The organism is Micromonospora sp. NPDC050200 (assembly GCF_040656135.1).
Lineage (GTDB): Bacteria > Actinomycetota > Actinomycetes > Mycobacteriales > Micromonosporaceae > Micromonospora.
This window is the reverse complement of record NZ_JBFALG010000020.1, coordinates 52,428-77,167: the sequence shown is the minus strand read 5'-3', so window position 1 is coordinate 77,167 and position 24,740 is coordinate 52,428. Positions and strand designations below refer to the sequence as shown.

General features: G+C 70.3%; 19 protein-coding genes. 6 read left to right on the top strand and 13 right to left on the bottom strand.

Going from position 1 to position 24,740, the window contains the following annotated elements; translation table 11 throughout:
* Nucleotides 1-14 precede the first annotated feature (14 nt).
* From AB0I41_RS15885 to AB0I41_RS15865, 5 genes are all read right to left on the bottom strand, one after another.
* Nucleotides 15-2,468 carry a metallophosphoesterase gene (locus AB0I41_RS15885; protein WP_357107299.1) on the bottom strand — a complete coding sequence of 818 codons (2,454 nt, stop codon included), beginning with the start codon at nt 2,466-2,468 and terminating at the stop codon, nt 15-17.
* Nucleotides 2,469-2,930: 462 nt separating this feature from the next.
* The gene (locus AB0I41_RS15880) at nt 2,931-3,827 is read right to left on the bottom strand and encodes a helix-turn-helix domain-containing GNAT family N-acetyltransferase (RefSeq protein ID WP_357107296.1); all 897 of its coding nucleotides are present in this window, start codon (nt 3,825-3,827) and stop codon (nt 2,931-2,933) included.
* A 322-nt stretch (nt 3,828-4,149) separates the two neighbouring features.
* A complete protein-coding gene (locus tag AB0I41_RS15875; protein ID WP_357107293.1) occupies nt 4,150-5,625 on the bottom strand; it encodes a dynamin family protein in 1,476 nt (491 codons plus the stop codon).
* The gene (locus AB0I41_RS15870; RefSeq protein WP_357107290.1) at nt 5,622-7,475 is read right to left on the bottom strand and encodes a dynamin family protein; all 1,854 of its coding nucleotides are present in this window, start codon (nt 7,473-7,475) and stop codon (nt 5,622-5,624) included. Before AB0I41_RS15870 ends, AB0I41_RS15875 begins: the two co-directional genes overlap by 4 nt.
* A gap of 115 nt (nt 7,476-7,590) precedes the next feature.
* Complete coding sequence (locus AB0I41_RS15865) at nt 7,591-8,478, bottom strand: IniB N-terminal domain-containing protein (protein WP_357107287.1); 888 nt, start codon at nt 8,476-8,478, stop codon at nt 7,591-7,593.
* A gap of 301 nt (nt 8,479-8,779) precedes the next feature.
* Here AB0I41_RS15865 and AB0I41_RS15860 point away from each other — a divergent pair, with 301 nt between their 5' ends.
* The 5 genes from AB0I41_RS15860 (at nt 8,780) to AB0I41_RS15840 (ending at nt 14,690) form a co-directional block, all read left to right on the top strand.
* A complete protein-coding gene (locus AB0I41_RS15860) occupies nt 8,780-10,054 on the top strand; it encodes an Hsp70 family protein (RefSeq protein WP_357107284.1) in 1,275 nt (424 codons plus the stop codon).
* Nucleotides 10,055-10,059: 5 nt separating this feature from the next.
* Nucleotides 10,060-12,615 (top strand): helix-turn-helix transcriptional regulator, encoded by a 2,556-nt coding sequence (locus AB0I41_RS15855; RefSeq protein WP_357107282.1) that lies wholly within the window; start codon nt 10,060-10,062, stop codon nt 12,613-12,615.
* The gene (locus AB0I41_RS15850) at nt 12,612-13,760 is read left to right on the top strand and encodes a nitrate- and nitrite sensing domain-containing protein (protein WP_357107278.1); all 1,149 of its coding nucleotides are present in this window, start codon (nt 12,612-12,614) and stop codon (nt 13,758-13,760) included. Before AB0I41_RS15855 ends, AB0I41_RS15850 begins: the two co-directional genes overlap by 4 nt.
* Nucleotides 13,753-13,887, top strand: a complete 135-nt coding sequence (locus AB0I41_RS15845; protein WP_357107275.1) for a hypothetical protein — start codon at nt 13,753-13,755, stop codon at nt 13,885-13,887. Before AB0I41_RS15850 ends, AB0I41_RS15845 begins: the two co-directional genes overlap by 8 nt.
* A 98-nt stretch (nt 13,888-13,985) precedes the next feature.
* Nucleotides 13,986-14,690: a cellulose binding domain-containing protein gene (locus AB0I41_RS15840; RefSeq protein WP_357107272.1), complete on the top strand. Its 705-nt coding sequence runs from the start codon at nt 13,986-13,988 to the stop codon at nt 14,688-14,690.
* A 111-nt stretch (nt 14,691-14,801) separates the two neighbouring features.
* On the opposite strand, the gene AB0I41_RS15835 is transcribed toward AB0I41_RS15840, so the two are convergent.
* Entirely contained in the window at nt 14,802-15,134 is a 333-nt protein-coding gene (locus AB0I41_RS15835; protein ID WP_357107269.1) for a nuclear transport factor 2 family protein, read from the bottom strand.
* A gap of 54 nt (nt 15,135-15,188) precedes the next feature.
* On the bottom strand, nt 15,189-17,636 hold the full coding sequence (locus AB0I41_RS15830) for a glycosyl hydrolase family 65 protein (RefSeq protein ID WP_357107266.1): 2,448 nt from the start codon (nt 17,634-17,636) through the stop codon (nt 15,189-15,191).
* Between the two features lie 930 nt (nt 17,637-18,566).
* Between AB0I41_RS15830 and AB0I41_RS15825 the strand changes: the two genes are divergently transcribed.
* The gene (locus AB0I41_RS15825) at nt 18,567-19,766 is read left to right on the top strand and encodes an acyl-CoA dehydrogenase family protein (protein WP_357107263.1); all 1,200 of its coding nucleotides are present in this window, start codon (nt 18,567-18,569) and stop codon (nt 19,764-19,766) included.
* Nucleotides 19,767-19,773: 7 nt separating this feature from the next.
* Here AB0I41_RS15825 and AB0I41_RS15820 read toward each other — a convergent pair whose 3' ends face one another.
* The 6 genes from AB0I41_RS15820 to AB0I41_RS15795 all read right to left on the bottom strand — a co-directional run bounded on the left by AB0I41_RS15820 (nt 19,774) and on the right by AB0I41_RS15795 (nt 24,733).
* Entirely contained in the window at nt 19,774-20,328 is a 555-nt protein-coding gene (locus AB0I41_RS15820) for a GAF domain-containing protein (protein ID WP_357107260.1), read from the bottom strand.
* Nucleotides 20,329-20,362: 34 nt separating this feature from the next.
* Nucleotides 20,363-20,953, bottom strand: coding sequence for an ATP/GTP-binding protein (locus tag AB0I41_RS15815; protein WP_357107257.1), 591 nt, complete (start codon nt 20,951-20,953; stop codon nt 20,363-20,365).
* A complete protein-coding gene (locus AB0I41_RS15810) occupies nt 20,931-21,302 on the bottom strand; it encodes a DUF742 domain-containing protein (protein WP_357107253.1) in 372 nt (123 codons plus the stop codon). Before AB0I41_RS15810 ends, AB0I41_RS15815 begins: the two co-directional genes overlap by 23 nt.
* A 2-nt stretch (nt 21,303-21,304) precedes the next feature.
* On the bottom strand, nt 21,305-21,739 hold the full coding sequence (locus AB0I41_RS15805; RefSeq protein WP_357107250.1) for a roadblock/LC7 domain-containing protein: 435 nt from the start codon (nt 21,737-21,739) through the stop codon (nt 21,305-21,307).
* Nucleotides 21,740-21,771: 32 nt separating this feature from the next.
* Nucleotides 21,772-23,286: an ATP-binding protein gene (locus AB0I41_RS15800; protein WP_357107247.1), complete on the bottom strand. Its 1,515-nt coding sequence runs from the start codon at nt 23,284-23,286 to the stop codon at nt 21,772-21,774.
* Nucleotides 23,287-24,094: 808 nt separating this feature from the next.
* Nucleotides 24,095-24,733, bottom strand: coding sequence for an SRPBCC family protein (locus AB0I41_RS15795; protein WP_357107244.1), 639 nt, complete (start codon nt 24,731-24,733; stop codon nt 24,095-24,097).
* Nucleotides 24,734-24,740 lie beyond the last annotated feature (7 nt).

The following is a 24,740-nucleotide window of genomic DNA, read 5'->3' as shown; positions in this document are numbered from 1 at the left end:
GGAACTGTTCCCGTCTACCGGGAGGCGAGGAAGTCGTCGATGGCGATGGTGACCTGCCAGCCGGTGGCGTAGCTACGCACGATCGACAGCACCCGGTCGTGCAGGTCGGTCTCACCGAACCGGTCGTAGGTGTCGGAGATGACCAGGTCCAGCCAGGGCCCCTTGATCGGTCCCGGCTTTCCCTCGGCGGGCTTCGCGAAGAACCGGGCGAGAGCGTCGGCGATCCCGCGCTTCGCCGCACCGACCTGCTCCGGCAGGTCACCCTGCCGGTCGGCCGGCAACTGATCCACGATCGCCGTCGCTTCAGCGAGGTCGGTGACGGCGGAGTCGATCTGATCGGCGTTGTCCAGCTCGGTTGCGGCGATCCGGTCGAGCAGGTCGCGGGCCTGGACGAGGAGTTTCACGACCGCCAGCCGTTGGTTCAGCGCCGCGACCTGCGTAGGTTCGGTGACCTTCGCGATGGCCGTTTCGGCGGCCGTGATCGTCTCCGCCGACGGGTTGGCCTCGGCGGCGGCGACCGCGTCCTGCGCCGCCTTCAGCAGCTGCGCCTGATTATCGGCTAGTTGCACGCTCATCGAGCCGATGATGAGGGGCAGGTTGTTTGCGCCCACGATCCGCATGTCGGCGTTGCCGTTCTGCCGATTCCGGAACATCACCTGTGGCAGGTCGAGTGTCACGGTTTGCCAGGTGTTGACCATCGCGGCGGTGATGCTCACGCGGGTCGTGCTGTGATACGCCGACCCGGTGGCCGCCGAGTCGTAGTGGAGGACGAACGAGCCGGCGACCGGGGAGCGGTACTCGATGGTCGCGGTGGCGTCGTACGGGCCGCCGGTGAGGTAGCGGTCGTCGACGGCGAGGTAGAGGTTGTTGCCGGAGTTGAACGTGTTCCTGTCGATCTGCAGGGCGCGCCGACCGTCGACGACGATCTCGTGCGCGGGGCCGCTCTCGTACGGAATCCAGGTCAGCCCGTCGGGCTCAGCGGAGAAGTCCATCGAGACCCGGGTCACCGGGGGAGCCGGTGGCACCACGTCGATGCGCACCGCCGAGATGGCGAGCGGAAGGTTGGCAACCGCGTTCAGCCGCAGGTCCGCGCCACCGTTCTGCCGATTGGTGAACCGGATGTCGGGGATGTCGACGGTCGCCGTCTGCCACTGGTTCGCCTGGCCGGCGCCGATCGTCACCGCCGTCGAACGCTGGTAGGCCGAGCCGCTCTGCTGCGAGTCGTACTGGACGGCGAACGAGCCCGTGACCGGAGAGCGGTAGCTGATCGTGGCCTTCACCGGGTACGGCCCGCCGGAGATCGCCGCGTCGTCGACGAACATGTAGAGCTGGTTGGCGCCGCCGAAGGGATTTTTCTGCAGCTCCAACGCCCGGCGGCCGTCGACCTCGGTCGTCACGAACGGGGCGTCCTCGTAGTTCTTGTAGGTCAGCCCGTCGGCCTTGTCCGCCGCGACGTCGAACGAGACCGTGTACCGGTTCGGGATCGGGCTTCCGCCCGGGCCCGGGTCAGGGTCGACCCAGTCTGACCGCTCGGCCAGGTACGCCCGGCCCTGCGCGTCCTTCTTCAGCAGGAAGTAGTAGTCGACGGTGCCTGGCAGGGACAGATACTCCGCCTTCAGCGAGTCCGGGGTCACTGTCAGCCGCATCGCCCCGAAGTGCGTGGCATCGCGGAACTTGCTGCCCGGCGCGACGCCGAACAGCGGGGTCAGTCCGGCGCCGCCGTTGCCGGAGATGGCGATGTTGTAGCCGTCGGCCGTCTCGATGTGCTCCGCGTGGTGATCGTGGCCGGCGAGGATCAGATCCACGCCCGGCGTCATCAGCCAGGAGCGGTCCAGGTTGTTGCCGGCCTTGCCGGAGGAGTAGATCGGCTGGTGGCCGCCGACGACCTTCCAGGCGGCCGAGCTGTTCGTGAGCGTGTTGCGGTACGCGTCGTAGATCGGCGGCTTCGAGCTGCCCGTCGCCGTCTGGCAGTTGGCGTCGGGGTTGACGAAGTCGAGCAGTCCGTTGCCGAGGCCGGCGACGAAGGCGGCCGGAACCTTGAAGTAGTCCAGGCTCGGCCGGACGCTCTCCGGCGAGCAGCCGTTGCCGTAGTCGTGGTTCCCCATGATGGGGAACAGCTTGCCGGCGTCGATATCCGCCTTGTACGGCGCCTGGGCCTTGACAACCTCCTCGGGTAGGCCCTGCTGGTACGTGTTGTCGCCGGTGGTGAGGATGGCTTCTGGGTTCCAGGAGTGGACCATGTCCGCGACCTGGTACTCCTCGGCGCAGGTCCGGTCAGCGCCGCAGCCGCCGTAGTCCCCGATCACGGCGAGGACCAGGCGATCCTGGGGCGGGTGATTCGCATCGACCGGCGGGGTGATCCGCTGAAGCTCCCCAGCGACCGCGCCCGCCGCGGTGGAGAGCCCCGCCGACAAGATCAGCGCAGCGACCGATGTCAGCGTGATGCCGAGTTTTCGTTTGACTAGCAAGCCCAGCTCCTTGGCATGTCGCGATCAACAAGGCCGGAGGCTAGGCGGTTGGGGTGATCGCCCGATGAACCCGAAACAAACCGGAACGGGCTCGCCCCGGACCAGGCAGACAAATGTCCCGACCGTTGCGGTCACGGCGGCGACCCCGTGGAACCCTCTGGTCACGGCCTCCCCGCTCGCCGATGCCGCCGACGTGCACTCAGCTACGCCGCGCGGGTCCGGGCCGCGCGGCCCGGGCCGGCTGCCGGCCCACGACCGCCACCTTCAACGGTCCGTTGTTCCGCGGCAGCCCTCCCGGCTCCCCGCTCTCGGCGCCGAACCGGTGGGCGCCAGGCGTGACGGCCCCAGAGCGGCAAGCGGCAGCGGCTGGGGCGCGTCCAGGCGGCGGCGGTGGGCTTGGTGGTCGCGGTGGGCGGGCCGGCCAGTAGCGCCGCGCAACCGGCCGGCCCGCCAGGTGCGCCGTCACGGCGCCAGGTGCTTCTCGAACCAGTGGTGGGCGTAGTGCTCGGTGTTGTACGCCTCGATCTCGCGGTAGCCGGTCGAGCGGTACATCGCGATCGCCTCGGTGAGGTGGCGATTGGTGTCCAGGCGGACGGCTGTCCAGCCACGCTCGGTGGCGTATCGTTCCAGTTCGCTCAGCATGCGCCGGCCGATCCCGAGTCCGCGCACCGTGTCGGACACCCAGACGCGCTTGATCTCGGCGGGTGCGTCGTGGTGGAGCTTGACCGCGCCGCAGCCGACGGGCTCGGCGTTGAGGGTGGCGAGCAGGAACACGCCGGCGGGCGGGACGAGTTCCTCGTCGTGCACCGGGTTGCTCAGTGCCGGGTCGAACCCGTCGCCGAACCGCATCGCGACGTCTCGGGCGTAGGCGCGCACGCATGCCCGGGCCCGTGGGTCGCCAGGCGGGCAGGGCTCGATGGTGACCATCGACGCGATGAGCAGTCGCTCGACCTCGGCCATCGCCGCGACGAGCCGTTCGCGGCGTTGCTCGGTGAGCGGCTCGAGGATCGACCAGGCGAACGTGTCGGAGCGCTTGTCGAGCTCAGCCCACTCGGCCCGGCCGATGTCAGTGAGTGCGGCGGCCCGTACCCGTGCGTCGCCGCCGGCCTGGTCGGCCGGCCCGACGGTGATGAGCCCGTCGCTTTCGAGGGTACGCAGGAGCCGGCTGAGGTATCCGGAGTCCAGCCCGAGCCGCGCGCGTAGCGCCGCGACCTCGGCGCCGCCGGGGCCGATTTCCCACAGCAGACGTGCCTGCGCGAGGGGGCGTCCACGGGCCATGTACTCGTCGTCGAGTGCTCCCACCCGTTGGGTGACCGTCCGGTTGAACCGTCGCACCGCAGCGACGAACTCAGAGTTCATGTACCTGACTTTAGTCAGGCATATGAGCCTGCCGGCACGGGGTCCTCGTCGTCGAGGGTGCCCCTTCTCGAACACGGCGAGGTAGCGATCGACGGGTGCTTTGATGACAGACCGGCAGCGACAAGCGCGAGCACTTCTCGCTCGCGCGGCGTGAGCACGTCGAGTTCGGGAGCCGGCCCGGGCCGGAGCCAACGGCCGTCGAGCGTCTTCCGGCGGACGCGGATCAGGTCGGTCAGGCGAGTCAGGCTGCGCGGAAACAGAGGGCAGAGCCCCGAGGGTGCAGGTACGCCGCCTACTCCGACTTCGCCCGACGGAGATGGAGCTACATTTCCCGGCCTGCCTCGGCCAGCTCGGCGAGTATTCCCTCACAGCTGCGGACGACGACCTGCGCGGCGCGCCGCTGGGCCAGCCGGAGCAAGGGATCCTCCGCGAGTTCCCGCCATCGCCATTGCGCGTCGGAGGCGACCTCCCAGAGCCGTTGGACGCTGGCGTCGTGCTCGACGCCGAGGCGGGTCGCCAGGCCCGCCCCATCGCCGCCGACCAGCCGCAGCGCCTCCGCGGTCAGCCCGGCGTCGAACTCGAGCCGTGCGTTCCTCAGCGCCGCGAGCAGGCGCAGCTCCGGGAACTCGTGCGCACCGGCGATGATCTGCTCCACCGCGCTGAGCAGCTCGCCGGTGCCCGGGCCGGGTTCGGCCTGCAGGAGGGCTTCCACTGCGGCCAGCGCCGAGCGCACCTTGAGAGTGTCCCGCCGGTCGACGAAGAAGCGGTTCATCGACTCGCGCAGCTCGGTCAGGCCGCTGCGTCGGATGAGTTCGCCGGCAAGCTTGCCCCGGCTGTCGCAGCCGGTCCGGACGAGGGTGGTCGCCAGCCGGACGCCGGAGAGGCCGAGCCGGTCCAGCAGCGCCGCGCGTACCTGGACGTCCAGCGGTATCGGCAGCTCGTCGCGGAGGAAGCGATCGGCGGAGAGCAGGTGCGCCTCCAACTCCTCACGGGACAGCCGGGACAGCTGCGCGAGCGCGGCGAAGTCCGACTCGCTGAGCACCCGCCCGGCCAAGCCGATCAGCCCGCTGCACGCCACAACGTTCATGCAGAGCGCGTTGACCCGGGGGTCGCGGTACTGCCGTCGGGCGAGCTGGCGGGCGGTGAGCAGTGCGTCGATCCGTCCGCCGCTGGTTTCGTCGACCCGGGACAGCACCAGGATCACGTTCACTGGAGCGGCCTGCCCAACCCGGCCTTCTCGGGTGGACTCCAGTACGGTGAGGTCGCTGTCGCGGCCGTCGCGGGTCAGGTACAGCACCGCGTCCGCTTCTCGCAGCGCCCGGTCCATGACGGGCGTCTGGCCGTGCTCGCCGGCGCCGTTGGTCGCCGGCGTGTCGATCAGGGTCACCTGCCGCAGGGCTCGGGTGGGCCATTGCACCACGATGTCGCGCAGCTCGCCCGCCCGCCAGCCGACGAGGTCCGCCCGCATCCCGGTTGCCGACTTCACTACCGTCAGCTCTTGCGGCGGGTGGCTGATCGAGTAGGCGGTGGCGCGCGGCTGCGGACCGTCCTCGTACCAGGTGAAAACGCCGGCGCCGTCCGGGCCGTCGACGGGCGCGACCTCCTCGCCCATGATCGCGTTCAGTACGGTCGACTTGCCGGACCGCCACGGACCGGCGATCGCGATGCGCAGCGGTTGCTCCAGCCGGGCCAGCTGATGCCGGAGGTGACCCGTGGCCCTGGGGTTGTCCCGATAGAGCTGCAGGGCTTGGTGCAACAGTCCCCACACCGCCTCGTCCAACTGCAGGCCAACTGTCATGCCCGGGGCTCCAGCCTCGCCGGCGCGGGCCGGGGGGCGGTCAACTGCTGGGCCTGCTCATAGACGGCGGCCAACCGGGTCATCGTCACCCGGATCTCGCGTTGGCGCTGGTCGCGCACGGCCGCTTCGGTGTCGGCGGCCTGTTTGGCGGTGCGGAACGACTGGACGATGGCCTCCTGCAACTCTTCGGTCAGCGCGGCGAAATGGTCCCGGAGCATCCGCTGCACCTGCCGGGTGGTGTCCCGGCAGTCCTTGTTCATCCGGACGAAGAAGTCGTCGACGTGTCGCTGGATCGCTGTCTTGACGGTCGCCTGGCGGCGGCGGAGCAGTTGCTTGCTCTCGTCCCGGATGCTCTTGCCGCCGAAGAGCGCGCCGGCGCCGATCGAGACGGGGTTGATCATCGGCATACCGGCCAGCGTCATCGCCAGGCCGAACATCAGCAGGCCACCATAGGAACCCTTCATGCCGGTGATCATTTTTTGGCTCACCGTGAACCGGTCGACGGTCGGCCGCTCGATTTCCGGGAGCCGATCCAAGAGATCCTCCGGCACCGTCGTCGGCAATGGCGGCAGCAGGTCATAGCCATACCGGGCGAAGTTGCCGGCCACTCGCCGGGCGGCCCAGTCGCAGCGCTGGGCCAACCACTCGTGGTTCGCCTCCACCGCCTCGACCAGGCTGCGCTGCAGCCACTCCTGGAAGGCGTCCCAGGCGACCAGCGGGTCGGCTGTGTCGAACGCCTCGTCGACCATTCGCAGGATCTGCCGGGTTCGGTCGCGCAGGTCGTACTCGATGTCGGAGAGCAGGTCGGCCATCTCGTCGGCGAGCGTGTTCTGCCACCGGGTGGAGCAGCGGCGCAGCTCGTCGACCTCCCGCTGGGCCGCGTGCAACCGGGAGATCGGGCCGGACTGTTCCTCCGCACCCTGGCTGTCCAGCTCGGCGCGCAGCGGCGCGGCGAGCTGCTCCACCGCGGTGCGGGCGATCATTCCGACCGAGGCTCGGGCCAGCACGTCGGCCTTGCCGGTCAGGTCCCGCTGCAGGCGGGCGATCAGCAGCGGGAAACCGGACTCCGCGTTGACCCCGTGGTCGTCGGCGACCGCCGCGCGCAGGCGCAACGCCGCCGAGACCGGGATCAGCGCCGCCGATATCCCGGCCTCGGTCAGGTGCCGCCGATTGTGCTCGGCGACCGTGCGCCAGTCGGGCACCAGGTCGGTCTTGGTTTGTACCACCACGACGTTCGGGTGCGACCGGGTGAGGTGCAGCAGAATGTTCAGCTCGGCGACCGAGAGTTCCCGGGTCGAGTCGGAGACGAGCAACACCGCGTCGGCGTGGTGGAGAGCGGCGGCCGGGGCGGCGGCGCCGACCAGCGCGACCTCGTCGTTGCCCGGCGTGTCCACCAGCACGAGTCCGGCGCCGAGCAGCGCGCGCGGCAGTCCGATCTCGACGTACGCCGGGCCGCCGGCGGGCCGGCGCCCAAGGGTGCCGGCCACCCCGGCCGCGATCTGGTCCAGCGGTACCGGGGCCCGTTCGACGGCCAACGGGACGGCGATGCCGGCGCGCCGGTCGGGAACAAACGCCGCCTGGACCACCGTGGCCGACGCGACCTCCGCGTGCTGCACCACAGTCGGCAGGACGGTGGTGCGGCCGTCGCCGACCGGGCACACCGGCGCGTTCACAATCGCGTTCACGAGCTGGCTCTTGCCCTGCTTCGGTTCGCCGACGACCAGGACGCGCAGCCTCGGGTCGAGCAGCTGGGCCCGCTTCTGCCGGACCCCCTGAAGGAGGTCCGCCCGCCCGTGCTCGCGGCACGTGCGGGCGACCTCGTCGAGCACATCCAGCCAGATCCCCGCCATCACCGCACCAAGTGTGCGGATTTCGGGTCAATTTTCAAGAGGCAATGCGAGCCGGGGCACGGAGAAAGCCGGATCGCCCGTGGCGATCCGGCTTTCCGCCTCCGCCGGACCCTGGTCAGAACAGACCGTCGCTGAGACCCAGCAGCCCGCCGCCGGCCGATCCGGACACATCGCCGTGGACGCTGGCGTCGCCTGACGCACCGCCGGTGACGTCACCGGTCACGCTGCCGCCGACCGTGCCGGTGACGCCGGGGACGAGGCTGTCCACCTGCTGCGTCACACCGCCGATCGTGGACGGCACGTCGAGGGGCGGGACCACGCCGCCGCCGAGGCCGAGCCCGCCCAGGGTGTCGTCGACGCCGAGCGAGTCCACGACTGCGCCGACCTGGCCCTGGGCGCCGGGAAGCGTGCCGCCGAGCAGAGCGTCCGGGGTGCCGAGCAGGCCGGCGTCGGTGCTGTCGAGCAGGGCGTCCGGGTAGCCGGCGGCGCCGGCCACGTCGCCGACCACCGGCCCGGTCACGGTGCCCACCGGGCCCACCACGTCGGCGTCGAGGGTGTGCGCCACGTCGTGCACGCCGGTCAGGTCGGCGTCGATTCCGCTCGACCCGATACCCAGACCGATCCCGGGCAGCACCGTCGCACCGACGGCAACGCTCCCCGGGTCGACGGCGATGGCGCCGAGTACGCCGGCGTTGACGTCCACGCCGGAGTAGGAGCTGCTGATGTTGATCTGCTGCGCCACGGACTGGAGCTGACCGACCACATCGGTGGTGTCGGCCATCAGCGGGTCGGCTCCGAGTTGCCCGGTCACCGGAGCCACCGGCGCGAGCCCGTTGACCGGGGCGTAGTCGACTACCAGCGGGACCACGTCCTGCACGTCGGTGGCGGTGATGTCGGTGAGCCCGGCGGCTTGGAGCGCGCCCTCCGGGTCGAGGTCGAACGCCGACCTGGCGTCGGGGTCCGTCAGCAGGTTGAGCACGAAGTCGTGCAGGGTCTGGTCCATGTGCTGGTTCTCCTCGGGCGTAGGCCTCAGCGACCATTGATCGTCTGAAACGACGCTATGACGGCGGACCACGCCCGGTCATCGGGGTTCAGCCCGAAACCCGCCCCGCCGAACTAGGGTGGCGACAGTCTCGCCCGTTAGGGGGATTGGGGGACCCGGACCGGCCAGATTTAGGGACCTGATGCCGCAGCGATCTCTGGTACGAACGTAGGAGCCCACGGGGTTTCGCCGGGGGTGGGTCGCCGCGCGGTGCCGGCACCTCTGCCCCGACCGGCCGACTCACGGTGAAGGAAGAATGCGGATGGCGTACGTCCTGGGGATCGACATCGGAAGCACCAACACCGCGGCCACCGTGGCGCGGCGGCGGGGTGCGACCTGGATGCGACCCGAGGTAGTCGCTCTGGGGGGCTCGTCGGCGACCGTACCGTCGGCGCTGCACCTCTCTGCGGACGGGACGCTCGTGGTCGGCGAGTCCGTCGCAGAGGACGGGACCCGGACCGCACGCGGCTTCGTCCGCCGAGTCGGCGACGACGTGCCCCTGCTGCTCGCCGGGGAGGCGTGCCCGCCGCAGATGCTGACTGCCGTACTGGCGGCGTGGGTCGTGGAACAGGTCCTCGACCGGGAGGGTGGGTCTGCCGAGGCAGTCGTGCTCAGCCACCCGGCGGGCTGGGGTCGACACCGGCGCGAGCTGCTGCACGACGCGCTGTGGCAGTTGGGCCTGGGCAACGTGACACTGCTCCCCCGCACGGTCACCGTGGCCGAGAGCCACGCGGCGCGGGGCTTCCCGGGCAGCGTGGCGGCCGTCTACGCCCTGGGCGGCAACACCTTCGAGGCGGCACTGGTCCGCCGCACCCCGCGCGGGACGTACGAGACCTTCGGCTTCCCGCAGGGGCTGGACTGGATCGGCGGCGCTGACTTCGACGAGGCGTTGGCCGAGCACGCGCGTACCACGCTCGCCCAGGAACTCGCCGCGCTGGGACCCCGGCAGACCGACGCCACGCTGCGCGGCCTGCTGCCGGAGTGCGAGCGGGCCAAGCGCGAGCTGACCGTCGGCACGGAGACGGACCTGTTGATGGCCCTGCCGAACGCGCCGGTCCGGGTGCCGGTGAGCCGAGTGCGATTCGAGGACATGATCCGGCCGGCCGTGCAAGCGACCGTCAACCTGCTGGCCCGGGCAGTCCACTCCGCCGGGCTGCTGCCTGCGCAGCTCGACGGCGTCCTGCTCGACGGCGGCTCCACCCGTATCCCGCTGGTCGCCGAGCTACTGGCCGCGGCCTTCCCGGTACCGGTGGAGGTGGAACCCGATCCGCAACTGACCGCCGCCGCCGGCGCGGCGCTGGCCGCCTGCCAGGTGGTGTCGCCGCGTCCTCGGCACCCGGAGCCGGACATCGGGCCCACCCCGATCGGTGGCGTCGGACTGGCCGCCGTGCCGGCCGTTGCAGCGCAGCCTGGACCTGACCATGACCGTCCGAGCCGGAGCGAACCACCACCCCGTCCCCCGGTCCGGATCGCCCCGCCGGAACTGCCGAGGCCGTCTCGTCTGGCACCGGCCCGCGCCAGGAAGCGCGAAGGATGACCACCATGATCATGAGCAGTGTCGCCGAGTCCCGGCTGGTACTGGACCGTGGGCCGCAGGCCCTGCTCGACGCGGTCGCCACGGATCCGGAAGTGCCGCTCGCGCTCGGCGTGACAGGCCCGGGCGGCCACGGCCGCAGCGCGTACCTCCAAGAACTGGCCCGGATCTACCGGCGGGCCGGGATCACCGTGCTGGAAGGCGCCCCGGACGATCCCGACGCGGTTCACCCGGACGCCGTCCTGTTGGTCGACGACGCGCACCTGCTCGACGACGCCCGGCTCCAGGCGCTGCGCGGCCTGGTGGCCACCCGCCGGTACCGCCTGGCTGTCGGGTACCGGCCATGGCCCCGGCCGGTGGCGCTGGTCGACCTGGCCGACGCGCTCCGGCGGGACGGGTATCTGGTCCTGCTCACCCCGTTCGGACGGGAGCAGACCGCCGCCTACCTCGCGGCCGTGCCGGAGATCGACCGACGGCCCGACCTGGTCGACTTCGTGCACAACCAGACCGCCGGCGTTCCCCGCGACGTCGAGCGACTGGCCCGCGGTCTGCAGGCGCAGGAGAACGGCTCAGGCGTCACGGCCGAGCTGCCCTCACCGGTCATTCTCCCGTTCGCACCGGAACTGGAGGACCTGACCCCCGACGTCCGGCGGCTGCTGCTCGCCGTCGCCGCCGGCGTACCACTGCCGGTAGACCTGCTCCGGGCGCTGCTCGACCGGGAGCCGGGTGACGTGCACGAGCTGATCGCCGCGACCCGGGCGGCCGGCCTGCTCGGCGCGGACGGTCGGCTCGCGCCGATCGTGCGGCGGGCGGTGACGGCGCTGAGCCCCGCCATTGAGCGCGGCGCGGTGTGGCACCGGCTCACCGAGCTGCAGCTCGCCCGGGGTGGGCAGGTACTCCCGCTGGTCCGCTCGTTGATGGCGGCCGGAGTGACCGGCGACTGTCCGGCACCGACGCTGGCGGCCGCGGCCGAGGAGGCGCTGGCCGGCGAGCCGGCCCTCGCGGCGGAACTGTTCGCGGCGGCCACGGCCGCCGGGCGGCCGGCCGCCGTCCGGCAGGCGGTCGCCGCAGCCCTCGCCGGCGACCTGGACGCCGCCCTCCGGCTGGCGGATCGGCTGCTCGCCACGGCCGCCCCGGACGACCGGCTGCAGGCAGCGGTGGTCGTCGCGACGGCGCTGGCGCACCGCGGCCAGGCCGGTCGCAGCATCGAGCTGTACCGGTGGTCGGGCGGCGCCTCAGCGACAGCCTTCGCCGCCATCGGCGCGCTCGCCGTCGGCCGCCCGGCCGACGAGGGGGATCCGCCGAGTGACATCTGTGCGGGTGAACCACCCACCCTGCATGCCAGCGCCGCCCAGCTGATGGCCGACGGGATACGCGACAGCATCGCCGGCCCACCTACCACCGCGCTTTCCACCCTCGTGCAGGCGGCCGCGCTGCTGGAACCAGCCGGCCGGGCGGTGCTCCTGCCGGACAGCCCGGCGGCGCTCGCCGCGTTGACCGGCGTGCACTGCGGCGAACTGGACATCGCCGATCGGGTGCTCGACCGCGCCGCCACCAGCGGGACCGGCGGACCCCTGATGGCCAGGCGCCACCGGTTGTTGCAGGCTTGGATCGCGATGGTCCGCGGCCGTACGGCCGTCGCGGCCGACCAGCTCGCCACGGTGACCGGCAGCGGTCGGCCGCTCGAATCGCGGGACCTGCTCTTCGCCTCCGCGCTCGAGTTGGGGATCGCCCGGCGCAACAGCGACCTTGGCGCGCTCCAGCGCGGATGGGGGCACGCGCTGGAAGCCCTGGTCCGCCACCCGGTCGATCTGTTCACCCTGCTGCCGCTGGGCGAGCTGGCGATCGCGGGGGCCAGGCTGGGCGACCTGACCCGGCTGGAGCCGTACCTTCGGGAGGCGCGCCTGCTGCTGGCCCGGCTCGGCGACCCGCCGCTGTGGGGAACGCCGCTGCACTGGAGCGAACTGCACGCGGCGATCATCGCCGAGGACCCGGCGCACGCCGACGACCACGTGGCCGCCCTGCTCGCCGCCGCGGACCACAACCGGTACGCGGCCGTGGTCGCCGCAGCCGCCACCAGCTGGGTCGACGTGCTGCGCGGGGTCGTCGACCCGGTCCGGGTGGAGGCTGCCGCCCGCGGGCTGCACGACGCCGGGCTGTGCTGGGACGCTGCCAGGCTCGCCGGGCAGGCCGCGATCCGCACTTCAGACCGGCGCGCGATGACCACGCTGCTCGACTGCGCCCGGATGCTTCAGGGCCGGCCGGTAGGGGCCAAAGCCGGGCAGCGGCCCGCATCCACCGACGCCGTCGCCAATCCTGGATCGCACCGGCTCAGCGATCGGGAGCGGGAGGTGGCCGAGCTGGTGCTGGCTGGATTGACCTACCGGGAGATCGGCGACCGGCTCTTCATCTCCGCCAAGACCGTCGAGCACCACGTGGCGCGGATGCGGTCCCGGCTCAACTGCGCCAACCGGGCGGAGCTACTGGCCCTGCTGCGGACCATCCTGGCCGACCGGTCGCGCCACCCGGCAGAGCGACCCTGGCCGGAACGGCCCGCGTCGTGAACGAAACCCGGACCGGTGACCAAAGGGTCTGGGCTCAGCTCACCGCGCTGGCGATTGTCCTGATCGCGCTCTGGTCGTACGCGGCGTACCTGACGGGCCGCGACGCGGTCGACCTGCTCCGGGTACGGGCCCTGGCCCACGCCCTCGGCCAACCCACCGACCGACTGATCCTCAATCTTCAGGCCGAGCGCCGGCTCACCGCTCACCGCGTGGCAGGGGGCGAACGGGTGGGTACCGCGCTGACCGGAGCACGCGGCGGCACCGACGGGGCGGTCGCCAGGTTGCGCGCCTCCGCCGCCGGCGACGACCTCGGGCTGCTCACCACCGGGGTGGTTCGGGAGCGGGCCGACGCGCTGGTCCGGCAGCTGGGCGGGCTGGACGACCTCCGGGCCGGGGCGGACGCCGGCCGGGTCCACGCAGTCGCCGGCTACGACCGGCTGATCGACACCGCCTTCACCGTGTACGGCCCGGAATGGGGCGTCCGGCACAGCGAGCTGGCCGCCGACACCCGGGCGATCGTCGCGCTGGCCCGCGCCCGTGAGCTGCTGGCCCGGGAGGACACCCTGCTCACCAACGTCCTGGCCCGCGGCCGGATCACCGCCGACGACCGCCGACGCCTCGCTGAGCTGGTCAGCAACCAGCGGTACGCCCGCGGCGAGGCCGCCGCCGGGCTGCCGGCGGGCGACCGGAATCGCTACCGGACGCTGGTGGAGGGTCCCCGCTTCGCGGGCCTGCTGTCACGGGAAGACGAGCTGCTCCGCGCCGGGGATGGCGGACGCGTCGTCACCGCGGAGGACTGGCGGACGGCAGCCGACCCGGCGCTGACCGGGCTGCAGGAGTTCCTGAAGGCGACCGCCCGCAGCAGCGGCAAGCGTGCCACACCCGGCGCGGCCCTGGTGGTCGTGCGCACCGGTGCGGTGCTGGGGCTCGGCCTCATCACGGTGCCCGCCCTGCTCGCAACCTGGGCCCGCACCGTCCGTCGGCTGATCGAGCGGCGGAACCGATTCGAACTGGGGTCCGGGCTCCGCTCGGCGGAGCCCCCGACCGGAGTGCCGATCGGTGGCCCGCACTCCGACCTGGACGGACGCCTCGGTCCGGACGTCGTCGGCGGAACTCGGCGCGCAGCTGGACCTGCCGTTGGGTAGCGTTCGGGTGCTGCTCGGTGATCTGTTGGAGGCCGGGTTGATCGAGACGCACGTGCCGCCGGCGCTGTCCGAGCCGCCGTTCCGGGAGCTGCTCCAGGCAATCCTCGCCCAGCTCCACGCGCTGTGACCGGGTGATCTGGGACGGGGTACGGGGAGGTGTCTGGTGGAGGATCTGAAGGGGAACAGCAAATGTCGGCATCACCGCCCCAGCCACGGCGGACTGTGGTGATCATTGTGCTCGACCGGATCGTGGCCGTGGCCGGATACGCCCGGCGCACCCTCACCGGCCTCGGCCGCCTGTCCTGGCTCGCCCGGGTCGCCGTGATTGCGGTGCTGACGGTGCTGGTCGCGACTGCGGTCTCCGCGGTCCTGGTGCTACGGACGCCGGAACGGCTGGCCCCCGTCGCCCTCGACCCACCGCCGGAGGCCGATCTGCCGACAACCGCCGGGTTCGGTGGACCCGGCTCGGAGGCCAGGCCGGCAGCCTCCAGCCCACCGGAGACAACGCCCACGGCGACCGGGTCGGCCCCGCCGGGGGCCCTCCCGGTCGCCCCGCCGGCCACGCATGGGCCGTCAGCGGCGACGGCGCCGACCACCCCGGCCATGCTGCGCGCCACCTTCGCAATCGAGGAGCCTGCTCTACTCAGCTACGGCGCCAGCGTGACGATCAGCAACGCCGGACAGACCGAGGCGATGCACTGGCAGCTCATCATCACGCTGCCTCGGGAGTCGCTCGACATCACTTCGATTACCGGCGCCCGGGCCACCCGCGCGGGCGCGACGTGGACCTTCGTACCGGATGAGAGCACGGGACAGATACCGGGCGACGCCTCGGTCCGGGTCACCTTCCGGGTATCGGGGGCGTCGATCAACTCAGCCCCCAAAGCCTGCACCATCGACGGAGCCGCCTGCGCTGGCCTGCCGGACTAACGTACGGCGCGCTCGCCGCGGGGTCCGCAACCGCCTGGCCACCGAGGCGACCGACAGGTCGTGATCGGGGCGCCGCCGGCACCCGTCAGCAGGCGTACCAGGGAATCCGTCCTACGGCCGGATGTCCAGTGCGCCGATCAGACCATCGCGAAGTGTGAAGCGGTGGCGCAGCCGGACCGGGCTGCCCGGAAACGTGCCGGAGACGAGCGCCGTCACCACCAGGTTGCCACCGGCCTCCTCCTCGACCGTCTCCGGTACGGACTTGTAGTCGAACTCGGCCGCGGTCCGCTCGCGCCAGGCCCGGATCGCCGCCGGGCCGTCGTAGGTCCGGTCCTCATCGGCGACGATCGCGTCGTCGGTGAAGCAGGAAACAAAGGCGTCGATGTCGGGTCCGCCGGTCAACTGGTAGTAGCGGACAATCACGTCGGGAACGGTGACGGTCATGTGGCACTCCTCGCGTGTCGCAGCCCACGTACCCGACGGGACACCAGTCATTCCTCAAGCCGCCCGCGCCTGTCCAGCCGATGCCACATCCCCCGATTCGCCCGCTGGCTCGGTAGAAGGGCGCAGCGCGACGGTGACGGTCGAGCCGGGGGCGAGCTGGAAGGAGCTGTCCCGGACGGCCACCCGGACGGGCTGGTCCGACCCGGGGTGGGCGCAGATCCGCAACCGCTCGTGATCCACATTCAGCGAGATCAACTGGTTGTGGTACCGGATCACGCAGTCGAGCCCGTCGAGCCCGTCAGGCAGCAGCGGGTTGAGTCGGAGCACGTCGCCGCGGACCTCCAATCCGATATAGCACCGTTGCAGGATGTCCAGCGTTCCGGCCGTGGCGCCGAGATGTATGCCGTTGCGCGACGAGTTGTGCTCCGGGTCTGCGAGATCGGTGCCGAGCGCGGTCAGCAGCATCTCGAAGGACCGACGACGGTCCGTCCGGGCCAGTACCCACGCGTGCGCGACCCGGCTCAGGGTCGAGCCGTGGGTCGTGCGGGACAGGTAGTAATCGACGGTGGCGGGGATCCGGGCCGGGTCGAACTCGTACCCGAGGCCGCGCACCAGCCCGGCGAGCTCCTCGGCGCCGAACAGGTACAGCAGCATCAGCACATCGGCCTGCTTGGAGATCTTGTAACGGTTCGGGTCCTCTCCTTCGGCCTGCAGCAACGACCCCAGCAGCCGCAGATCGCCATACCGCCGCCGGTACCGGTCCCAGTCCAGCTCGGCCAGATCGTCGTACCCTTCGAACTGGGCGAGGATCCCGTCGTCGAGGAAGGCGAGCCGCAGCCGGCGCTCGATGTGTCGCCACCGGCGGCGCTCGTCGTCCGTCGGAGCGACCTCACGCCGCCGTGGCATCACCCCCGGATGCCGGCTGAGGATCGCGCAGGCCTCCTCGGCGCGGCCGAGCACCCAGGAGACCATCACGTTGATGTACGCAGAGTTGTCGAGCCCCTGGCCCGGCCGGCCCGGGTAGCTGTCGTGATACTCGTCAGGCCCCATCACTGCGCGTATGTCATACCGGTCGTCCGACGGCTGGTAGGTGGCCAGTCCGGCCCAGAACCGTGCTGTCTCGGCCAGCAACTCCAGCCCGCAGCCAGCGAGGAAGGGCAGGTCACCCGTCGTCTCCCAGTACCGCCAGGCGGAGTAGGCCACTGCCAGGTTGACGTGCTGCTGCCGGCCGGTGTAGTCGTCCACCCACTCCCCGGTTATCGGGGAAGGCGAACAACGAGGGCTCTCGTCCCGGCCGCTGGCGCCGCTCTGCCAGGGAAACAGGGCACCCACCATTCCCACTGCGGCCGCCTGCCGCCGCGCCGCCGTCAACCGCCGGTGCCGGTACTCCAGCAGGGCTCGGGTCAGCTCCGGCAACCGCAGATTCAGGTACGGATAGACGAACAGCTCGTCCCAGAAGATGTGCCCGTGGTAGCCCTCGCCATGCAGCCCCCGCGCGGGCACACCCGCGTCCAGGTCGACGATGTGCGGCGAGAGCGTCTGCAGCAGATGGAAGGTCTGCACCCGTACCGGCAACTGCCAGGCGTGCTCCTCGCCGACATCGAGCCGGAACCGCTCCCACAACCGGGCCCACGCGGCGACATGCTCGGCCAGCAACATGCCGAACGCCCCCGCGTACCGCAGCTCCTCGCGAGCGGCCGTCAACGGCTCGGACACCACGCGGTCCCGGGTGGAGAACACCGCGACGGTCTTCTCCACACAGACCCGCTCCCCGCGCGTCACGTCGATCCCGATCACCTGGCTCACGTCATCCGGCCCGTAGATGGCAGCCTGCCTGCTGTGGGCGACGCCGTCGTCGGTGATCCTGGTGCGGGCTGTGACGGCCACCTGGTGCCGTGAGTTGGTTGTCACCGCCGTCAACCAGACGGTCTCCGTGTCGTCCCCGCCGGTGGCCACATCGGTGAGGTGCCGGCCGCAGCTACCAGCTTCCGCCGGCGCATTCGCGTTGACCACCCGACCGTCGATGCCCGACCTGATCTCCAGCCGGCCCGACCAGTTCTCCGCGACGATGCTCGTCTCCAGCGCCGCCAGATGAGGATTTGCCATCGACACCAGCCGTCGCTGCCGGATCCGGGTCCGCCGCCGATCACGGTCGACCACAAGCAACTCCCGGCGGTACACCCCGCGCCGCAGATCCAGCATCCGGTGCTCGTGCACGCGCCGCCCCTGCCCCGGTGTCAACCAGTCGCCACCGGCGGGACGGAACGTCAACGGGAGCCAGTTCGGCAGGTTGACGATGCTCTCCGTGCCATCCGGTCCGCCCGTGCCGGAGAGCCGGTTGTGGAAGCCGCCCAGGTAGGTGCCCGGATAGCGAACACCGTCGGCCCGAGCCTCCGGGGCCGCCCCCCGAGTGGCCAGATACCCGTTGCCCAGGGTCAGCATCGTCTCCCGCGTACCTTCACCCGGTCCGTCGCCGTCCTGGTACGCCAACGCCCAGCCCACCGGCGGACTCTCGGCACACAGCTCGCACCCTGGGTCCACGTCCGCCGGCACCCCGTACTCCTCTCCCACGGCGCGGTGCCGTTTCCCCTTCTCGGGCCCGACAAACACTCCAGGGACTTTCCCCGGTTCGGTCGACTCCTTCGAGGGCCGGCCCACCTCGGTCAACCACTGACCACCTCGACAAGCAGGATCAACCGTTGACCTGCCAACTCCCTCATCGGGCCTTCGCCCGGGACGCGGCCCGTGCGGCAGGCCCCCTCTTGCCGGGCACCCGCAAATTGCTGGCCTGCTACGACAGCCCATCGGACCCTGAACCGCTCCCTGCGGCTTCTGGTCCGCCATCTGGGCGACGTTGGGGCTGGATTGGGGATCAGCCTCCCAAGTACTGATAGGGGGGATCAGCTTCCCAAGTACTGATAGGAGGGGTGGCGCCGTCAATCTAGGCCGATACGATCATCGGCGAAACTGAAGGGGAGGCGTGACGGATGAGACGGAAGGCTTCTCCTGGTCGCCCCGTCAATCAAGACTGGTCCGGACTCGAACACCCGCGTCGAGGCCCACTCCCTGCGGTCGCGCCCGTGACCGGCGCCAAGGCGGCTGGCGCTACCACGCCAGGCTGTCCCAGCCGACTCATCCGCCGCGCGCGGCCATCCACGCACCGTGTCGGTGTCGCAGTAGCGGCGCAACTCCGAGAGTGGTCATGCCATCGGTCTTCGAGGAGACCCTCCGTGTCGTTCAGCAGCAGCACCAGTGTGATCGGCCTGCCGCCGGGTCAGCGGCGCAGCAGCGCTCGAATTGACCCTCGGAACCGCTGGCGCATCAACGGCGAACCCGACGACGCGTGCCACGGCGACGGCCAAAACGTTCGTGGCCTGGCCGGATTCAACCGGATCGTCCAGGCCAGCAGGCAACTCACGAGGAGATCCTCGCATGGACAGCTACTTTGCGACCAAACGTCATGAGCGGCTACGGGAAGAGGTACGAACGTTCGCGGAGACCGAGGTGCGGTCGCGAATTCCGGAAATGGAAGCGTCTCGCTCGGTGCAGCACGAACTGTCGCGGTTGATCGCCCGCCAAGGCTGGATCGGTGTCACGATCAGCCCTGACTACGGCGGGATGGGCTTGGGACACCTCGCGAAGACCATCATCATCGAAGAGCTGTCACGGGTCAGCGGCGCGATGGGCGCCATGGTGCAGGCCAGCCAGCTGGGCGTGGCCAAAGTTGTGCACTTCGGCAACGACAGCCAGAAAAAGCAGTGGCTACCAGCCATCGCCGACGGAACCTGCCTGCCCACCATCGCGGTCACCGAGCCACAGTCCGGTGGTCATGTCCTCGGCATGGAGGCCACCGCCGTACGTGACGGCGACGACTACGTCCTGAACGGCCGAAAGGTGTTCGTCGGCAACAGTCACGTCGGCGACCTGCACGGCGTGGTGGTCCGCACCGGCCCGGGTTCCCAAGGGCTGTCGGCGTTCCTGGTCGAGTCGGACCGTCCCGGATTCTCGCTCGGCCCGCATCGCGCCGCCATGGGCCTGCACGGCTTCAGTTTCGGCGAACTCGTCTTCGACGACTGCCGCATTCCCGCGGCGAACCTGCTAGGAGTCGAGGGCGACGGCCTGGCCGTCGCCTACTCGTCCAGCATCCTGTACGGCCGGCCGAACCTGACCGCTGTCTCCCTCGGCATTCACCAGGCGCTACTCGAGGAGACCTCGGCATACGTCACGGAGCAGCACCGCTACGGCAAGCCGCTGCGCGAACTCCTCCCGATCAAACTGAAGGTCGGGCAGATGCAGTCCCGGCTCATGACCGCCCGGCTGGCCGCCTATCACGCGGTGCACCTGCTGGACCAGGGCCTGCCCTGCGACGCGGAGCTGATGAACGCCAAGCTCATCAACGTCGAATACGCCCTCGATTCGGCGCGCAATGCGATGGAGGTGCACGCCGCCTGCGGGCTCTACCCTGACCGGCCGGTAGAGCGGTACGTGCGCGACGCGCACCACATCTTCGCTCCTGCCGGCACCTCGGACGTCCAACTGCTGCGTCTCGGCGAGGTGGCACTGGGCATGGCCAAGGGGCAGTGGTCGGAGCGGCTCGCCGCTCCCGTGCTGGAAACGGCGGCCACTTCCTGACGTCGTCCTATCGCCCGCTGCGCCGGTTGATCCGTTCGGTCAGCTCGGCGGCCAGGGACTTGATGGTCTCCAGTCCCTGCCGCCCCCACGGGCGCGGCTCGGTGTCCACCACGCAGATCGTGCCGAGGGCCATACCGGTGTGGTCGATCAGCGGCGCCCCGAGGTAGGAGCGGATGCCTATCTCGTCGACCACCGGGTTGCCGGCGAACCGGGGGTAGTCGCAGACGTCGTCGAGGACCAGCGCTTTGCGCCGGACCACAACGTGCGGGCAGTAACCGTGATCACGCGACATCACCCGGCCCGGCTGCCCGGCGGCGACGTCCGGGTTGCCGGCTCGCCCAGCCGGGGCGGTGTAGAGGCCGGCGAAGTACTGGCGGTCCTCGCTGATGAAGTTCACCATCGCGTATGGGGCCCTGGTGATGTGTGCGAGTTTCTGGGCGAACTCGTCGAACTCGGGGTCCGGGCTTTCCCCCAGGCCGAGATCGCGGAGCCGCTGCACGCGGTGCGGCGCTTCTTGATCGATCGGTGTCAGTGACTGGTAGGCCGGGGATTCGTAGGTCATGAGTGGCTCCATGTCTGGCAGGTCTGACGCGCTTTCACGCCGAGTCGGATCGGGAAGTGCTCAGTAAGTGCTGGAGCAGGGCGATCAGCGCCGCCGTCGCGGAACGGCTCTGACGGGCGTCGCACATTACGATCGGCACATGCGGCTTGAGTTCGAGAGCGGCCCGTACCTCCTCAGGTTCATAGTGGAACGAGCCGTCGAATTTGTTCACGGCGACCAGGAAACCGATGCCGCGGGCTTCGAAGAAGTCGACAGCGGCGAAACAGTCCTGTAGGCGGCGGGTGTCGGCGAGGACGACAGCCCCGAGGACTCCGTTGGACAACTCGTCCCACATGAACCAGAAGCGCTCCTGCCCGGGTGTGCCGAACAGGTACAGGACGTGGCGGGAGTCGATGGTGATGCGGCCGAAATCCAGCGCGACGGTGGTGGTGGACTTGCTCTCCACTCCGGTCAGGCTGTCGGTGCCCACGCTGGCGGTGGTGAGGATCTCTTCCGTACGCAACGGTCGGATCTCGCTCACCGCCCCGACGAACGTCGTCTTACCCACGCCGAACCCACCCGCGACCAGGATCTTGAGCGCGGTCGGGAACACCGGAGACAGTTCAGAGTCGTCGCTGTAGGCCATCGAGGACCGCCTCCAATACGGATAGATTAGTGGGGTCGGCGATAGGGCTGGGAGCACGGGTGCTCACCGCTCCACAATCCACCAAATCGGAAAGCACCACCTTCGTGATAGCAGCCGGCAGTTTCAGATGTGCCGCGATCTCGGCGACCGTGATCGGGCCGCCACACAGGCGGAGGGCCCGGGCATGATCTGGCTCAAGGTGCCCGCGAGGCAGCCGGCCGGTGGCCATCACCCAAGACAGCAACTCCATGTGGGTACTGGGCCGAGTCCGCCCGTTACTGACCGTGTACGGGCGGACCAGGCGTCCGGCGTCATCGTCGAGAAAGGGCTCGTTCTCGGGACCCACCATGGTCACCGGATCATGTCGCCAGAACCGGCGGTCGCTTGGCGCGTCGGCGTGGCCAAGAATGGACGTACGCTCTTGACCATTTGTGACATCTCATACCCGAGTACGCCAACATCAGCATCACGACCTGCGAGCACCGCGAGGACCGCGTTGGAACCCGCCGCCGTTACGAACAGCAGGGCGTCATCAAGCTCGGCCACCACCTGACGGACCCCGTTGCCGCCACCGAAACTACCTCCGGCGCTGCGAGCGAGAGAGAACAGCCCGGAGGCGATTGCCGCCAGATGATCCTCGCCGGCCCGATCCAGCCCGTGGGCGGCCTTCGGTAGGCCATCCGACGACAACAACAAAGCACTACGGGTGTGGGGAACCCGCTCGGCCAGCCCGGAGAGCAGCCACACGAGATCCTGAGACTGCCCTACGGGCACATTGCTCCGCATGATAGGTAACCCTCCTTAACGGTGATGCGTGATCAGCTGATGCCGCCAGAGCGGGCCTCGGAGCCGTGATTCCCGCCAGCTCCGGGGTCGCCCTGGCTGAAGGCCCGCGTGAACGTAGCCATCAGAGTTGGGTCCGGTTCACCGACTTCTTCCGCCGAGACAGGGACTCTGGGAGCACCTTGCAGCTGCGGGGCAAGATGTGTCTGTCGCTTCCGGTGCGGTAGCTGCGGACGCGGATTGCTGCCGCCGGCGACCTGGGCTGCCGCCGGGTCGCTGGCCGCGGTTCCGTCCGCCGACCCGGCCGGGATGCGTCCGGCGGCCGGGCGGCCCGAGGGGGGCGCGGCAGGGTCCCAGGCGGCCGGCTGCGCCGGCTGCTCGGCGCGAGCCCACTGGCGGACCGTGGGAGCCCGGTCACCAGCCCGAGGCGGCGCAGAGGCCCCTGGGTACGCTGACGGGGCGGTCGAGGCATCTGCGGCCACTGCCAGTGGTGGCTCGTGGCGGGGCGTTTGGACCATGGGCTGCGGCTGCGGCTCGTGCCAGGATTCCCGCCTCTGCGGCGGCTCGCCGAGCAGCCCGGGGGGCAGGATGAGCACCGCCTGGATCCCGCCGTAAATGTTGGTCTGCAACCGTACCGTGATGCCGTGTCGACGAGCGATGGCCCCGACCACATACAGCCCGATGCGGCCGTCGCGCAGCAAATCGCCAACGTCAATTCCGGTTGGGTCGACCAGGAGATGGTTGACCCGGTCCTGATCGGCGAGCGGCATACCCAGGCCCCGGTCCTCAATCTCCACGGCGATACCTGCCGTGACGGTCTGGGCACGCAGTAGCACCTGGGTGTGGGGGGCGGAGAAATTGGTAGCGTTTTCAACCAGCTCGGCGACCAGATGAATGACGTCGGCGACAGCGTGGCCCCCCAGAGTGCCCTCGATCGGTGGCACCAGCTTGACCCGCGAATAATGCTGTACCTCGGCCATGGCCGACCGCAACACCTCGGTCAGAGCCACCGGCCTGCTCCATTGTCGCCGAGAAACAGCGCCACCCAGTACCGCGAGGTTCTCCGCGTGCCGCCGGATCCGGGTGGCAAGGTGGTCGACCTGGAACAGACCCTTGAGCAGATCTGGATCCTCCACCTGGTTCTCGAGGTCGTCGAGCAGTTGGATCTCCCGATGCACCAGGGACTGCAGCCGTCGGGCGAGGTTGACGAAGACCTCCACCTGGTGACCAGAGTTGGGCGCCGATGGCGCAGTTGCCACGGTTGATGCCTCTACGACGGCGACCTGGGCAACATGCAGGACCTCATCCAGCTCGCGCTGTAGACGCGCGAATCCGTCGCCTCCCCCGCCGGGCACCAGCGCCGCGGGCGACTCGAGTCGATCGCCACGGCGCAACCGCTCGGTAAGTTGCTGCACCTCAGCTCGGCGCTGAATGGCCGAGGACCGCAGGGCGCCAATCCGGGCGATGAGCAGGCGGTCGATCGCATTGGCTCGATTGGCGGCGACGGCGACGACCACCACGCCCACGATCCACGCCAGGATCAGAGCCACGCCCATCGTGGTAGTGACCGGCCCCCCGGACGCGGCCAGGACGTAGACAACCGCGATGGCCCCGAGCAACGCGACCACGCCGGCGGGGAGCACAGACAGCCACATCAGACGAGGTCCCAAGCCACTGGCCGTGTCTCGGTGAGGTGCGGGAGATTCGCCGTACGGATCGTGTGCCCGATGGGCGGCACGCGTGTCAGGAGGGGAAAACTCAGGCATCAGCATCCTCGTACCAGGAGGGGAACCGCTAGCAAATGCAGGTCATTCGCTCGGCCTGCACGCGGCGACGGGTGCTTGCTCGGATACGGGCAGTCTAGGACGTTGGCGTTTCCCCCCCAGCCGCTGGTGGACAACCAAGCAGATCCTATATGGACAGGAATCTCCGTTCAGCCTGCCGGTCGCACCCAGCAAGGCGTCGCGGCCGGCATCCGCGTTACATCGACATAGGCGATTTCGACCGCCTCCATGTTCATACGCGAACAGTCAGGGCCCGTGGGCGTGTGGGCGGCGGCTGCCGGGCAGGCCGCGGCTGCCGCCTCGACGCATGAGCATCTCCACGCGTGGTAGCCGACGATGATGCCGCGGCCAAGCCGCAGTTCGGCGGCCATCGTCTTGATGGCCGCGTACCGCACTTTTGGAGGCACCGCCTCCCTCAGCAGGTCGACGGCGCGGCCGTGGATGGCCAGCTCGGTCTCCAGCTCGGCGATGCGTCGGCGAGCGGCGCCCAGGTCCGCCTGGTCGCCGGAGGTGACACCGCAAGTGTCCGATGTCGATCAACTCCTGGCGGCGCCAGTTGTAGATCGCAGGATGGTCATTCCGGCTGACCGGCGGTGGGGTCTCTGGTGGCCCTGCCCGGGCGGTGCCCGGGTGATGTTGTGCGCCGCAGTGCGTGCCGGCGTTCGGCCTCGGACTTCGCCGTGGCGAGCGAGTCGGCGACGGTTGCCTCCCATCGCCGTGCGACTACCGCCGCCCATCCGGCGCCCAGCACCCAGCCGTCCGTGCCCATCTCGCCGGTGTACTCCAGCCGGGTGTGGCCGTCGTCGACGGCGGTGAGGCAGAACCGTTCACGAACGTGCGGTACAGGGCCGCGCACGAGGCGGAAGTCGACGGTCTCGGGGCGGGTGAAGGTAACCGTCTCGACCGTCTGGGCGACCAGACCACGACCGACCGGCGTACGGTGGGCGGCCAAGACCATGCCGTCACCTCGTTCCAGCACCTGGATCTTCTCCCGCTGCGCCCTCGTGGCCCGCCCCAGGTAGGGCTGGGCGATCACGTCGAGGACCAGCTCACGGGGCGCGGCGATGTCGAGCACCTGCGGCCCGAGCGCGCGTGTCCGCCGACCGATGCCCAGATCCAGGGTGAGCCGGCCGGTGACCAGCCCCAGGTACCCGAGCACGCCCGCCGCCGCCGATGTCACGGCCGCCATGGTCCAGCCGAGCCGTGCTGCCATGATCGTC